This is a genomic window from Nocardia sp. CA-107356 (genome assembly GCF_050946365.1).
In the GTDB taxonomy this organism is placed as follows: Bacteria; Actinomycetota; Actinomycetes; order Mycobacteriales; family Mycobacteriaceae; genus Nocardia.
Genome location: NZ_CP191992.1, coordinates 7,282,888 through 7,296,890 on the forward strand (window position 1 = coordinate 7,282,888; position 14,003 = coordinate 7,296,890).

A 14,003-nucleotide genomic window follows, 5' to 3' on the forward strand; every position below is an offset into this window, starting at 1 on the left:
ACAATCACGGGAGGACGTGTTCCGAGTGCGGTAACTGCGGTCATCCGATGGCGAAAGCTAGTGGACTGCATGACGAGCGAGGGAGTCACGGTGTCGGAGGTAGCGCCGGATCTGTTGTTGTCTCTCGCCGTGGCGGCGGCGCATCAGTTGGGGTATTCGTGTCGGGTGGCGGCGGATGATGTGCTGCTGTCGGGGCCCGCGGGGGATGTGATGGTCGGGTTGACGAATTTGCGGCGGATGGCGGCGGATGAGCCGCCGGATCAGTGGCCCGCGTTGGTGGCGGACTATCTCAGTACCGGGCTGGTCGATCTCGAGGTCGATCACGATCCGCTCGATACCGGGGATTTCGGAATGATGCGCGGGCTGATCCGGACTCGGCTGTACTCCGGGCAGGGTGGGGCACCGGATGTGGTGCGCCGTGAGGTCGCGCCCGGACTGATCCAGCGGGTGCTGATAGATCAGGTGCACACCATGGCGCCGGTCACCTATCCGATGCTGCGGCAGTGGCCGATCGACGAATACGACTTGTTCACTCTCGCCGAACAGAACACTCGCGCCGACGGTCCGCTGGAGATGATCACCCATCGGATCGACGTGCCGATGGCCGAGGGCGTCGAGATCACCATGCTGTGCGGCATCTCCGACTACATCACCGCGCACGCCCGCTGGCTGGGCGAGTATCCGGTGGTCGGACCGGTGGGATCGGTGTTCGTGGTGCCGTCCCAGCGTCAGATCTACGCGCATCCGGTAGCGAATCTCGACGTCGTTCGGGCCACCACGGTGCTCGCCCAGGTCGCGGTGCTCGACTACGCCCAGCGCCCGTGGCCGGTCAGCCAGGACGTCTACTGGTGGCATGACGGCACTATCGACCTGGCTGCCAGCACCCAGCACACCGGTGACGCACTCTGCATCTACCCGTCGGACAGCTTCCTCGCCGCGCTGAACGAACTCCCCTCCTGAGCCCTGACGCCGAGATCGGCGTCACTCCCCTCGGCTGTCACTTTTCGGGCCGCTGATGCGTCTTATGCGTAGACGGCTTCGGCTCGAGAAGGAGATGACAATGCCTGTGTTGTTCATTCGTTATGAGGTGGCGGACGAGGGCTCGTACGGGATCGCGCGATGAGCTCCAAGGTGGCCAACCAGGCCGACGCGGTCGACGAGCGGTACCGCGCCGCCGCCTTCGTGAAACGCTCGATCAATAAGGTCTTTCCGACGCACTGGGCGTTCCTACTCGGCGAGATCGCCCTGTACAGCTTCATCATCCTGCTGATCTCGGGTGTGTACCTGACGCTGTTCTTCGATCCGTCGATGACCGAGGTGGTCTACGACGGCGCGTATCAGCCGTTGCGCGGTGTACACATGTCGGCGGCTTATGCGAGCGCCCTCGATATTTCGTTCGAAGTGCGCGGCGGTCTGTTCGTCCGGCAGGTACACCATTGGGCCGCACTGATGTTCGTGGCCGCGATCATCGTGCACTGTTTGCGGATCTTCTTCACCGGCGCGTTCCGCAAACCGCGCGAAGCGAATTGGGTGATCGGATCGACGTTGTTGATCCTGGCCATGTTCGAGGGTTATTTCGGCTATAGCCTGCCCGACGATCTGCTGTCGGGCACCGGCCTGCGTGCGCCGCTGGGCGGGATCACGATGAGCATCCCGATTGTCGGAACCTGGATCCACTTCGCGCTCTTCGGCGGCGAGTTCCCGGGTGAGGTGCTGATTCCGCGGCTGTTCATCACGCACGTGCTGCTGTTCCCCGGCATCATGCTCGCGTTGATCGCCGCGCATATCGCGCTGGTCTGGTACCAGAAGCACACGCAGTTCCCCGGTCCCGGCCGCACCGAGACGAATGTGATCGGTGCCCGCATCGTGCCGGTGTTCGCCGCGGACCAGGGTGCGTTCTTCATGTTCACTCTCGCCACGGTGGCCATCATGGGTGGTCTGTTCCAGATCAATCCGATCTGGGAACTCGGGCCCTACAACCCAGCGCAGGTGTCGGCGGGTTCGCAGCCGGACTTCTACATGATGTGGACCGACGGCCTGACCCGGCTGATGCCGCCGTGGGAGATCTATATCGGCAACTACACCATCCCGGCGGCGTTCTGGGTGGCCGTTGTGATGGGTCTGGTATTGGTGGTGCTGCCCGCCTACCCGTGGATCGAAAAGCGGCTCACCAAGGATTACGCGGCCCATAATCTTTTGCAGCGGCCGCGCGATGTGCCAGTGCGCAGTGGCATCGGCGCGATGGCGATCACCTTCTATGTGGTGCTGACGCTGTCCTGCGTCAATGACATCATCGCGTTGAAGTTCGATATCTCGCTGAACGCCACCACCTGGATGGGTCGCATCGGGATGTTGATCGCGCCGCCGATCGCGTACTTCATCACGTATCGGTTCTGCATCGGCCTGCAGCGCAGCGACCGGGCAGTGCTGGAGCACGGCATCGAAACCAGCATCATCAAACGACTGCCGCACGGTGCGTACGTCGAGGTGCACCAGGCACTCGGACCGGTCGACGAGCACGGCCATCCGGTCCCCCTGGCCTACCAGGGTGCGGCGATCCCGAAGAAGATGAATAAACTCGGGTCAGCGGGCAAACCGGGCACCGGCAGCTTCCTGCGACCCGATCCGGCAGTGGAATCCGAGCGGCACTTCGAGGTCGAGCACGCGGAGGAACGCAAACAACTCGCCGTGCTACAGAAGTACCAGGACCGAATCTCCACCGACGGTGAAAGGCATCACGCACCATGATGTGGCTCGAGCGCTCGCATGAGCCGGATACCGAGGACTACGGCCTGCTCGTGGCGGCCGCGACGGTGGCCAATGCGGCCACCGCACACGCGGTCCGTGACCTGTTGCGATACAACGGAATCCGGGCCACCATCGGCGCGGCACACGCCATCCGCCGCCCCGGCCACCAGCGCGTGCTCGTCTTCCCTGAGGACGCGGTCCGCGCCTACGAAATCCTCTGCGACAACACCGTCTGAGGGGCTCGCGGCCCGAAGGCCTCGAACCATCCGGGTTCGGGGCCTTCGCCGCAATCGGACGAGGTCGGCCTCGGAATGATCACCGCAGTGCCATGCTGGTAGGTGCACACAGTTCCGAGCCGCATGGGAGCGGATCATGAGCTTTCACAAGATTCCGGCGGGGACCCGAGGGTCCAAGCCGCCGTCACCGAATCCGGTGTTCCGATTCCTCATCCGGGGTATGGAGCGATACCACCGGTTCCGCCACGACCGATTCCTCGGCATGGACCTGGTGTATCTGACCACCGTCGGCGCGAAGAGCGGTCAGGAACGTCGGGTCACGGTCAGCCGATTTCCGGCAGACGACGGTGGCTGGCTCATCGTCGCCTCCATGGGTGGGGCGATCCAACATCCGGGCTGGTACCACAACATCGCTGCGCACCCCGATCAAGTGTGGGCCGAGGTCGCCGGTACGAAGTACCACGTAACGGCGGAACAGTTGGACAGCGAGCAGCGCGAGCAGGCCTGGCAGCGGATCACCGCCGGGCAGCCGCGCTACCTCGGCTACCAGAAGAAGACCGATCGACTGATCCCGATCATCGAACTTCGACCGCGCGGCTGAAAACGCAACCGACCGCATTGCCTGTTGGCCGAGCAGACGATGGGAGTTCACATGGTGTTGGACTGTCTGCGCCAGGGTGGGCGAATGACTGGTTCGGACTTCGGCATCTCCCGACGCACGCTGCTGCGCGCCTCCGCCCTCGGTCTCGTCGCGGCCCCGGCGCTGGCCGCCTGCTCGAACGACGGGCCCGCACTGGTCCGTTCGCGCCCGAATCTCACGCACGGCGTCGCGGTCGGCGACCCGCGCACCGACGGCGCGCTGATCTGGGCGCGCTCGGATCAGCCGGCGACGCTGATCGTGGAGACCGCGGCCACCGAATCCTTCACCGACGCCAAACGATTCACCGGCCCGCTGCTGGCCCCGGATGCCGACGGCACCGGACGGGTGCGCGTCAACGGCCTGCCCGCGGGCCAGCAGGTGCACTACCGGGTGACCCTCGAAGGCGAGGACGGCGCCACCTCCGAACCGATCACGGGCGCATTCCGCACGGTGCCGACGGGCCCGTCCGATATCAAGCTGCAGTGGTCCGGTGACGTGGTCGGCCAGGGCTACGGCATCAATCCCGAACTCGGTGGCATGAAGATCTTCTCCGCCATGGCCGCGCGCGATCCGCACCTGTTCATCCACTCCGGTGATTCGATCTACGCCGACGTCCCGTTGAAGGATTCGGTCACGCTGCCCGACGGGCGGATCTGGCGCAATACCGTCTCCGAGGCGAAGAGCGCGGTCGCCCAGACTCTCGAGCAGTTCCGCGGCAACTACGCCTACAACCTGACCGACCAGAACTACCGCCGCTTCAACTCCGCCGTCGCCCAGGTGGTCCAGTGGGACGACCATGAAACCGTCAACAACTGGTATCACGGCGGCTCGGTCGCCGAGACCAAGGGCTACAGCGAGCGCAGTATGGACACCTTGGCGATCCGCTCCTGGCAGGCCTTCCACGAGTGGATGCCGTTGGAGCCCAAGGAGGCGGTGGACGGACGTCTCTACCGCAAGATCTCCTACGGTCCGCTGCTGGACATCTTCGTCCTGGATATGCGGACCTATAAGGACACCAACGATATCGACAACGGACCGAGCGGTCGCATTTTCGGTCCGGAACAGACGAAATGGCTGATCGAGGGTCTGCGCGATTCCAGGGCCACCTGGAAGATCGTCGCCAATGACCTGCCGCTCGGCCTGGTCGTCAAGGACGGTGAACAAAAGGCGACAGCCTATGAGGGCCCCGCCAACGGCGACAACGGCGCACCGTCCGGCCGGGAAACCGAGATCGCCCAAGTGCTTTCGGCGAACAAGGCGAACAAGGTCGGCGGCGTGGTGTGGCTGACCGCCGATGTGCACTACACCGCGGCCCACCACTACGCGCCGGAGCGCGCCGCGTTCACCGACTTCGACGAATTCTGGGAGTTCGTCTCCGGACCGCTGAATGCCGGTGCGTTCGGCCCGAATCCGCTGGACGGTACCTTTGGTCCGGCGGCGGTATTCGTGCACGCCCCCGATGTCCAGAACGCCTCGCCGCTGGACAGCTTCCAACATTTCGGTGAGGTGTTGATCGACGGCAAGTCAAGGGAACTGACGGTCAATCTCTGCGATGCGACCGGATCTGTCCTGTTCAGCCAGCGGCTCGCGCCGCCGGTTCGCTAACCGTCGACATCGAACGAGCATCGGAGCCCGCGCTGTGGTTAGCTTTCGATCCATGAGCACGCCGCACATTGTCGCCGCCGAAGAATATCTACCTCGTGACACCGCGGATGTCGTTCGTACTGTGCGGAATTCACGCGGTCGAGCGGAAAACCTCACGGTGCGTGGCGGCGAACCGATCGACGATGGTCTTTCGTTACCCGATCCGCGCACGGTGGTGTCGCTGCGAAAGATGAACGCGGTACTCGATATCAACCTCGGCAGGCGCACGGTGCGCGTGCAGGCCGGTGCCAAATTGTCCGATATCGATCGTCGCCTCGGCGCACATGGGCTCGGTCTGCCGATCGTCGGCGACCACCGCGATATCACCGCGGGCGGATTCGCCTCTGTCGGCGGGGTGAGCACGGCATCGCACAAGTACGGCATGTTCATCGATCAGATCGTGGATCTCGAGTACGTCGATCCGGACGGACGCATCGGCACCTGTGGACGCAACCACCACACCGAGCGGTTCCACCGGATCCTCGGTGCGGGCGGGCGCGCGGGCATCATCACCGCGCTCACGCTGGATGTGGTCGATATCGACAAGGACCACACCTGGCTCACCACCGACGCCGACCGGTTCCTGGACTTCGACTCCTTCGTCGAACACGCCTACGCCGAAATCGCCCGGCCGGGCAATGTCGCACTGCAGGTCGGTCGCTGGGTCGATACCGCACCGCTGAAGGTGTCGCGACCGGTCGGCACCGGACATGTGCAGTTGGGGACCGTGCGCTTCGGTCAGTGGTCGAGCCTGTACCCCACCACACCGACCCGTTCGCTGCGCGCTCGCCGCGAGGTCGGCACCAAGACCAGGAAGTCGCTGGGCGCCATCGCCTCCGCCGCGGGCGGGCGCGCGGGCGCACCCGTGCGCAATGCCGCCGCGGGCGCACTCATGTTCGCCCCGAAAGTGCTGACGCTGCGCGATGCGGAGTACCTCGCCGATACCGTGATCAGCTCCTCGGAACGCGGCCCGGCCTACCGGGTCGCGATATTCGCGCCGCTGTCGACCTACACCTCGGTCTTCTACCAACTGCACGACCTGTTTGCCGGACACCGGGAACGGACCGGCTGCTTCACCGTCATCTCCGCGATGACCTACGGCGTGCGCTCGAATTACCTGCGTGAGGAGGCACAAACGCGCGGGCTGTCGATCGAGGACCACGGGCTGATCACCTTCACCTGTCGGTTGCGGCCATCGGCGTTGCCCTCAGAACTGTTGCGCGACATCGTCACCGGCATCGATGAGATCTGCGCTTCCGAACACGCCCTGCGATACGACTCCGCGGATTAGACTGTGTCGCGCCGCATATAGTCGCCGGCAGATAGCTTCGCCGCCCATCAACGGCACAGCTATCTGCTGGCGGCAGCGGTCGACTTCGACACTGTCGGCGGGGTGTCGATGCGTTGGTTCAGCCCATCTGAATGAAGGTTGCTCTGATGCTCGAATTCCGCCCCGCCCCGACCCGGCTGCCCGACCGTAGGCGGCAGCGTCCCGAATCCATCGAGGGCCTGCGGGTGCTCGTGACCGATGCATGTTCCGATATCGGCCGCGCCACCGCCGACCTACTGGCCGACCAGGGCGCTCAACTGCTGCTGGTCGCTCGACGCGGAGATCAACTCGTCGCCGCCTGCAATGAGATCGTCGATGCGGGCGGCCATGCCGGATGGTTCCGCTGCGATATCTCCGCACTCGGCGACGTCGATCAACTGGTGGACTGGGTGCTGACCGAATTCGGCACCGTCGACGTGCTGATCAACAATGCGGGCCGCCCGCTGCGCCGACCCGTATCGCAATCGCTGGACCGTTTCCGCGATTACCAGCGCATGATGGCCACCAACTACTTCGGCCCCCTGCGGCTGACCCTCGGCCTGCTGCCCGCGATGCTGGAATCAGGTTCGGGCCATGTGGTCAATGTCGGCCCGTGGAGTCCGAATAGCGGCGCCACACCGAATTTCGCCTCCTACGCCAGTTCCCAGGCCGCTTGGAGCACCTTCGGGCAGTGCGCGGACGCCGAACTGTCGCACCTCGGCATCCAGGTGACCGCTGTGCGTTACCCCGCCGTGCAACCGGAATCCGGCACCATCGCGCACTACATCGCCGAACCCGCCCTGGATCCCAGCGACGCCGCTCGACTCATCGAAACGGCTATCCGCACCCGCCCGGCCCGCCTCGAACCCCGCTTCGCCCGCACACTGCGCGGGCTGGCCGGGGTCGCGCCCCGCTCCACCAACCGCCTCCTCTCCCGCCTCGCCTCCCTGTAGCCCATCGCTGCCGCGCGGAAGCAGTGACAATCGCAAGGGGTAGACATGTGTAGTGGACACTGTCGAGAAGCGATTGGGGCTCGCGCTGCGGGCGCCGGTCGACTCACTGGTTACCGACGATCGCGTGCGGATGCCGGACAGCGTCAGCATGTGGGACCTGCCGCAGAGCGATCGGGCCGCGCTGCGGGGATGGGGGATGCCCAGCGATATGGCCATGGCGCCCGATCCGCAGCTCGGGGTCGAGCCGGAATTGACCCCGACCATCACGAGCCGATACGAACGCCGTTTGCTCTCCGCGGATCGGCGGCTCTATCGGCTGGGTCGGTGGGGGCGGCACCGGCTTGCCCCTGCGATCGGGGCGCTCGCCGGTGACGGGATGGTGTTCGGGCTGAGTGACGCACCGTTGACGACCGCCGATCTGCCACAGGTGATGCAGGCCGAATACCCGGACCTCGACAACCCCGCCGTCACCTATCTCAACTCTTCGGTCGCCCGATTCCTCGAGGTCGCCTGGCGGTGGCGAGCCGCCAGCCGGATCATGTGCGAGTTGGTCGAGGCCGAACCTCCGTTCCCGGGAACCCGCACCGCACTGGCCGAACGAGGCGAGGATGCCGATGCCATCCACTCGGCGTACCTCGAGCAATGCGAGCAAGTGTGGGAACGCACCGAGGTCGATATTGCGGCAGTGCTGGCCGCGATGGCGGATATCGACAGCATGACCGGACCTGATGGCCGCGAATCATGCTGGGTGGAGCTGATCAACAACTTCCCCGGCTGACCGCCCGCGCCCAGGAACGCCGAAGCGCCCCACCGGAATCGGCAGGGCGCATCGGAAAGAGCTACTCGGTCAGTGCTTCTCCGGGCCGAGGTAGTACTCGAAGACCAGACCCGCGGCCGCACCGAGGATGCAGACCACACCGATGCCGATCAGCCAGAACTGGAAGAAGGCCAAGCCGAGCGCGGTGATGGAGCCCGACGCGGCCAGGGTGATGGGCCAGAAGCTGCCGGGCGAGAAGAAGCCCAGATCGCCTGCGCCGTCCACGATCTCGGCGTCCTCGTAATCTTCCGGACGCAGGTCGAGGCGACGTGCGACGAAGCGGAAGTAGGTGCCGATGATCAGCGACAGACCGGCAGTCAGCACCGTCGCGGTGGTGCCCGCCCACTCGACACCGGTCCGCGACTGGCCGGTGAAGTAGCCGTACACGATCGCCACGATGATGAAGAACACCGTGAGCAGTTCGAAAATCCGCGCTTCGATCTTCATATCAGATCAGTCCTCACTTGCTCTCTGCCGCGGCGGCGCTCTTGGTGTCGCGCTTGGTGTTGAACGGCTGGGTGGAGGTGGCGACCGGGGATTCACCGATGGACTCGAGCGCCTCGGCGTTGGTCTTACCCGCCTTGCGCGACTCGATGTACTTGGTGAACTTCTCCGGTGACACCGCACGGACCTCGAAGTTCATCATCGAGTGGAAGGTGCCGCACATCTCGGCGCAGCGGCCGACGAACGCGCCTTCCTTCTCGATCTTGGTGATCTGGAAGACGTTATCGGAATGGTTTTCCTTCGGGTTCGGCATCACGTCCCGCTTGAACAGGAACTCCGGCACCCAGAAGGCGTGCACCACATCGGCGGCGGCCAGCTGGAACTCGATGATCTTGTTGGTCGGCAGCACCAGGACCGGAATCTCGGTCGAGGAACCGACGGTCTCGACCTTGTCGTAGTGCAGGTAGGACAGGATGTCGTTCTCCGGCTTGCCGTGCACCGGGCCCGGCTGCGGGTGACCGTCCTTGGTCCGCTCCTTGTACTCCTCGAGCTGCTCCTGGTTGGCGTCCTCGCGGGCCTTGTCGATGCCGTCGAAGCGGAAGCCGTCCTTGAAGTCGACATTGCGGTAACCGAACTTCCAGTTCCACTGGAAGGCGGTCACATCGACGGTCACGTCCGGGTTGTCGACCTTCTCGTGCACATAGTTCTGCACGACCACGGTGAAGTAGAACAGCACCGCGATGATGACGAACGGCACGGCGGTGTAGGTCAGCTCCAGCGGCACGTTGTAACCGGTCTGGCGCGGGAACTCCGGGGAGTCCTTCTTCTTGCGGTGGAAGGCGACGGTCCAGAACGTCAGACCCCACACCAGCACGCCCATCGCCAATGCCGCGATGACCGACCACGTCCACAGTTCCCGCATCCGGGTTGCCTGCGGCGTGATGCCCGAGGGCCAGCCGAATCGCAGCCAAACATTGTCGATCGAGCAGCCCGAGACGAGCATCGCGGTGATCCCCAAGGACACCGCCAAGCCGGCCCGCCGAAGGAGGCGGCCTTGGGGACGGTAAGCCGACGAAGTCGGCGGGGTGGGTGAGCTCCGCCGACCCCTGACGGGTCGTGCCCCGATCTCTTCGCTCGCCTTGTGCGCCACGCTCACGCCTTCCTGGTCGCCACACATTCCGACAGTGCACCGCCCGGGTTGCGATCGCCCGACGGTACGTCTTAAGCACGTTTCAGGGCATTCCGGTCGGCCCGCTCGCTTCGGCGCACGATCCACCTAAGAATGTCCTGAGTACTACGCAGCGTAGACCAAACCGGCGCCCCGTTTGACGTCGGGTCGTATTCGACACTCCACCGTCTGCGGGGGTGGGTCCGGTCACTTGGACATCGTCCCAGTACAGGGCGTGCACCGCGACCGGATTCGGCACGTGCGACGTACGCGGACACAACATTTCGGATGCCGGGTGGGACGACGACTCCTGGACCGGCGATGGCGCACGATCCGGTGGCGCGACACACGAATCCGCCCGGTGCGGCATACTCGGACACGAGATTTCGCCCTGTGCGCCCACCTATCGGGCGCAGCCACCCATTGAATCGGGCCAGCGCCCGTACCAAGTAGGAAACGAGGTTGCCGACGCCGTGTGTGGACTGCTCGGATTTCTGACATCTGATGCGGCAACCGACGACGTCGTGGAGCAGGTGTACAACGCCCTGCACTGCGTGCGCCATCGCGGCCCGGACGAGCGCGGCACCTGGCACGACGATCATGTGATCTACGGCTTCAACCGCCTGTCGATCATCGATATCGAGCATTCGCACCAGCCGCTGCGCTGGGGTCCGGCGGAGAACCGGGAACGCTACGCACTGACGTTCAACGGTGAGATCTACAACTACATCGAGATCCGCGAGGAACTCGCGAAGGCGCATGCCGAGGAGTTCCCGGACGGCAGGATCTTCGAGACCGAGGGCGATTCCGAGGCGATCGTCGCGGCGTTCCACTACTGGGGCCCCGAGGCGGTGCGCAAGCTGCGCGGCATGTTCGCGTTCGCGATCTGGGATACCGAGACCCAGGAGCTGTTCCTGGCGCGCGATCCCTTCGGCATCAAGCCCCTGTTCCTGGCGACCGGCCCCGGTGGGACCGCATTCGGCAGCGAGAAGAAGAGCCTGCTCGAGCTGCTACCCGCGCTCGGGCTCTCCGATGCGCTGGACCCGCGGGCGCTGGAGCACTACACCGTGCTGCAGTATGTGCCGGAACCGGAGACGCTGCACAAGGACATCCGCCGCCTCGAATCCGGGCACTATGCCACCGTGCGGGCGGGCGAGGCGCCGCAGATCACTCGCTACTTCAACCCGCAGTTCAAGGTGCGCGCCTTCGCGCCCGGCTCGGAGGCCGCCCGCTACCGCGAGATCGCCGCGGCGCTGGAGGACTCGGTCGCCAAACATATGCGCGCGGATGTGACCGTCGGTTCATTCCTGTCCGGCGGTATCGACTCCACCGCGGTCGCGGCGCTGGCCATGCGGCACAACCCCAAGCTGATCACCTTCACCACCGGCTTCGAGCGCGAGGGCTACTCCGAGATCGACGTGGCGGCCGAGAGCGCGGAGGCGATCGGCGCACGGCATATCGTGAAGGTGGTCTCCCCCGCCGAATTCGCCGCCGCGATCCCCGAAATCGTCTGGTACCTCGACGATCCCGTGGCCGACCCGGCACTGGTGCCGCTGTACTTCGTGGCCAAGGAGGCGCGCAAGCACGTCAAGGTGGTGCTGTCGGGCGAGGGCGCGGACGAGCTGTTCGGTGGGTACACGATCTACCGGGAACCGTTGTCGCTCAAGCCCTTCGAATATCTGCCGCGCGGGGTCCGCAAGCTGGCGGGCAGGCTGTCGGAGCGGATTCCCGACGGCACGCGCGGTAAAAGTCTGCTACACCGCGGCTCACTGCCCCTCGAGCAGCGCTACTACGGCAACGCGCGCAGCTTCAGCGACGCGCAGTTGCGTGCGGTGCTGCGGGAATTCCGACCGGAGTGGACCCATCAGGACGTCACCGCGCCGATCTACGCGCAGTCGCGCGGCTGGGATCCGGTGGCGCGGATGCAGCATCTGGATCTCTACACCTGGCTGCGTGGCGACATCCTGGTCAAGGCCGACAAGATGACGATGGCGAACTCGCTCGAGCTGCGGGTGCCGTTCCTGGATTCCGAGGTGCTGAAGGTCGCCGAACAGCTGCCCTACGAGCAGAAGATCACCAAGGAGACCACGAAATACGCACTGCGCCAAGCGCTGGAGGGCATCGTCCCACCGCATGTGCTGCACCGCGCGAAGCTGGGCTTCCCGGTCCCGCTACGGCATTGGTTGCGCGGCACCGAGCTGTACGACTGGGCGCACCTGCAGATCGCCGAATCGCAGACCGATCACCTGCTCGACAAGGGCGCGATCAAGGGCATGCTCGAAGACCATCGCGCGGGCCGCGGCGACCACAGCCGCCGCCTCTGGACCCTGCTGGTCTTCATGGTCTGGCACGGCATTTTCGTCGAGAAGCGCATCACCCCCGACATCCAGGAGCCGGTCTACCCCGTTTCGCTGTAGTCACTGCCGCGCGCGAATCGGCACGGCGCAACGTCAACGGCCGCACCTACTTGGTAGGTGCGGCCGTTTTTGTGAGCGTGGGGTCCAGGAAGGTCAGAGGAGGGGCTTGATATCGGCGGCGGCTTCGGGGCCGTAGGCGGCGACCAGGCGTTCCAGGGCGTCGTCCTTGTTGAGCGTCCACTCCTGAGTGCCCATCGTCTCGAGTACGAGAACCGCAATGAGAGAACCCAATTGGGCGGAGCGCTCCAGGGAGAGTCCGGCGGTGTGGCCGGTGAGGAAGCCCGCACGGAATGCGTCGCCGACGCCGGTGGGCTCGACCTTGTTCACCTCGGGGACCACGTCGACGGTCACCTCGGTGCCGTCGCGGTCGACGATCTGCACGCCGTCCTTGCCGAGAGTGGTGACGCGGATGCCGACCTTGCGCGCGATCTCTTCCTCGCTCAGGCCGGTCTTCTGCAGCAGCAGCGCCCACTCGTACTTATTGGTGAAAAGGTATGCGGCGCCATCGATCAGCTGCACGGACTGATCACCGTCGAGGCGGGCCAACTGCTGGGACGGGTCGGCGGCGAACGGGATGCCGAGTTCGCGGCATTCGGCGGTGTGCCGCAGCATCGCCTCGGGATCGTTGGCGCCGACGAGCACCAGGTCGAGGGTGTGGTTCTCGGCGAGTTCGCCGATCGAGATATCGCGGGCCTCGCTCATCGCACCCGGGTAGAACGAGGCGATCTGGGCCATATCGTCATCGGTCGTGCAGACGAACCGCGCGGTATGCGCACTATCGGAGATCTTGACGGTGGAGCAGTCGACGCCGTGCTTCTCCAGCCAAGCGCGGTACTCGGCGAAATCGGCACCGACCGCGCCGACGAGCAACGGTGTGCGGTTCAAAACGCCCATGGCATAGGCGATATTGCCAGCGACGCCGCCCTTGCGGATCTGCAGATCGTCGACGAGAAAGCTCACCGACACATGATCGAGCTGATCGGCGAGCAGCGCGTCGGAAAACCGTCCGGGAAAACGCATGAGGTGGTCGGTCGCAATGGACGCGGACACGGCGATTGACACGAAGCTGAGCCCTTCGGTAGGCGGCTAGACGGTGAAGACTAGGGAAACCAGGTCCCGCCTCAACCGTACCTTCCCGTGTCTTCGGATACGCCTGCCCGCCTCTGCCAATATTCAGCCGATCAGCGTGTGTCGCACAATTCTCATCGTGGACGCGCGGTCAGCAAATCGCCGGGTCTCGGATGGACCCGGCGACAGACTTTCGGAGATCAGTTGAACGAGTCGCCGCAGGCGCAGGAACCCGTGGCGTTCGGGTTGTCGATCGTGAAGCCCTGCTTCTCGATGGTGTCGACGAAGTCGATCGAGGCGCCCTGCACGTACGGCGCGCTCATCCGGTCGACGGCCAGCTTGACGCCGCCGAAATCGACGGTCAGGTCACCGTCGAGCGACCGGTCGTCGAAGAAGAGCTGGTAGCGCAGGCCAGCACAGCCGCCCGGCTGTACAGCGATACGCAGGGCGAGGTCGTCGCGACCCTCCTGGTCGAGCAGCGCCTTCGCCTTGCCGGCGGCGGCGTCGGTCAGAGTCACACCGTGGGTGGTCGTCTCGTCTTGCACAGTCATGAACTCTC

13 protein-coding genes are annotated in these 14,003 nt (G+C 65.0%); 9 read left to right on the plus strand and 4 right to left on the minus strand.

The genetic code is table 11. The features are described from left to right. The first annotated feature begins 90 nt into the window (after nt 1-90). From ACQP1G_RS32730 to ACQP1G_RS32765, 8 genes are all read left to right on the plus strand, one after another. Nucleotides 91-960: a hypothetical protein gene (locus ACQP1G_RS32730; RefSeq protein ID WP_433193511.1), complete on the plus strand. Its 870-nt coding sequence runs from the start codon at nt 91-93 to the stop codon at nt 958-960. 159 nt (nt 961-1,119) lie between these two features. Next, entirely contained in the window at nt 1,120-2,748 is a 1,629-nt protein-coding gene (qcrB, locus tag ACQP1G_RS32735) for a cytochrome bc1 complex cytochrome b subunit (protein ID WP_433193512.1), read from the plus strand. Next, nucleotides 2,745-2,984 (plus strand): hypothetical protein, encoded by a 240-nt coding sequence (locus ACQP1G_RS32740; RefSeq protein ID WP_433193513.1) that lies wholly within the window; start codon nt 2,745-2,747, stop codon nt 2,982-2,984. Before qcrB ends, ACQP1G_RS32740 begins: the two co-directional genes overlap by 4 nt. 136 nt (nt 2,985-3,120) lie before the next feature. Further along, nucleotides 3,121-3,585, plus strand: a complete 465-nt coding sequence (locus ACQP1G_RS32745) for a nitroreductase/quinone reductase family protein (protein ID WP_433193514.1) — start codon at nt 3,121-3,123, stop codon at nt 3,583-3,585. A gap of 84 nt (nt 3,586-3,669) precedes the next feature. Beyond that, nucleotides 3,670-5,229 (plus strand): alkaline phosphatase D family protein, encoded by a 1,560-nt coding sequence (locus ACQP1G_RS32750; RefSeq protein WP_433193515.1) that lies wholly within the window; start codon nt 3,670-3,672, stop codon nt 5,227-5,229. Between the two features lie 52 nt (nt 5,230-5,281). Next, the gene (locus tag ACQP1G_RS32755; RefSeq protein ID WP_433193517.1) at nt 5,282-6,559 is read left to right on the plus strand and encodes an FAD-binding oxidoreductase; all 1,278 of its coding nucleotides are present in this window, start codon (nt 5,282-5,284) and stop codon (nt 6,557-6,559) included. A 146-nt stretch (nt 6,560-6,705) separates the two neighbouring features. Then, nucleotides 6,706-7,530, plus strand: a complete 825-nt coding sequence (locus tag ACQP1G_RS32760; protein WP_433193518.1) for an SDR family NAD(P)-dependent oxidoreductase — start codon at nt 6,706-6,708, stop codon at nt 7,528-7,530. Between the two features lie 52 nt (nt 7,531-7,582). Beyond that, complete coding sequence (locus ACQP1G_RS32765; RefSeq protein WP_433193520.1) at nt 7,583-8,308, plus strand: hypothetical protein; 726 nt, start codon at nt 7,583-7,585, stop codon at nt 8,306-8,308. 69 nt (nt 8,309-8,377) lie between these two features. Here ACQP1G_RS32765 and ACQP1G_RS32770 read toward each other — a convergent pair whose 3' ends face one another. Both ACQP1G_RS32770 and ctaC read right to left on the minus strand, forming a co-directional pair. After that, nucleotides 8,378-8,794 carry a cytochrome c oxidase subunit 4 gene (locus ACQP1G_RS32770; RefSeq protein WP_433193521.1) on the minus strand — a complete coding sequence of 139 codons (417 nt, stop codon included), beginning with the start codon at nt 8,792-8,794 and terminating at the stop codon, nt 8,378-8,380. Nucleotides 8,795-8,807: 13 nt separating this feature from the next. After that, entirely contained in the window at nt 8,808-9,794 is a 987-nt protein-coding gene (ctaC, locus tag ACQP1G_RS32775) for an aa3-type cytochrome oxidase subunit II (protein ID WP_433209036.1), read from the minus strand. A gap of 638 nt (nt 9,795-10,432) precedes the next feature. Between ctaC and asnB the strand changes: the two genes are divergently transcribed. Further along, the gene (asnB, locus tag ACQP1G_RS32780; RefSeq protein WP_433193522.1) at nt 10,433-12,376 is read left to right on the plus strand and encodes an asparagine synthase (glutamine-hydrolyzing); all 1,944 of its coding nucleotides are present in this window, start codon (nt 10,433-10,435) and stop codon (nt 12,374-12,376) included. 93 nt (nt 12,377-12,469) lie between these two features. Here asnB and ACQP1G_RS32785 read toward each other — a convergent pair whose 3' ends face one another. Then, on the minus strand, nt 12,470-13,438 hold the full coding sequence (locus tag ACQP1G_RS32785) for a carbohydrate kinase family protein (protein WP_433193523.1): 969 nt from the start codon (nt 13,436-13,438) through the stop codon (nt 12,470-12,472). Nucleotides 13,439-13,644: 206 nt separating this feature from the next. Beyond that, on the minus strand, nt 13,645-13,995 hold the full coding sequence (locus ACQP1G_RS32790; RefSeq protein WP_330253730.1) for a HesB/IscA family protein: 351 nt from the start codon (nt 13,993-13,995) through the stop codon (nt 13,645-13,647). Between the last annotated feature and the right edge of the window lie 8 nt (nt 13,996-14,003).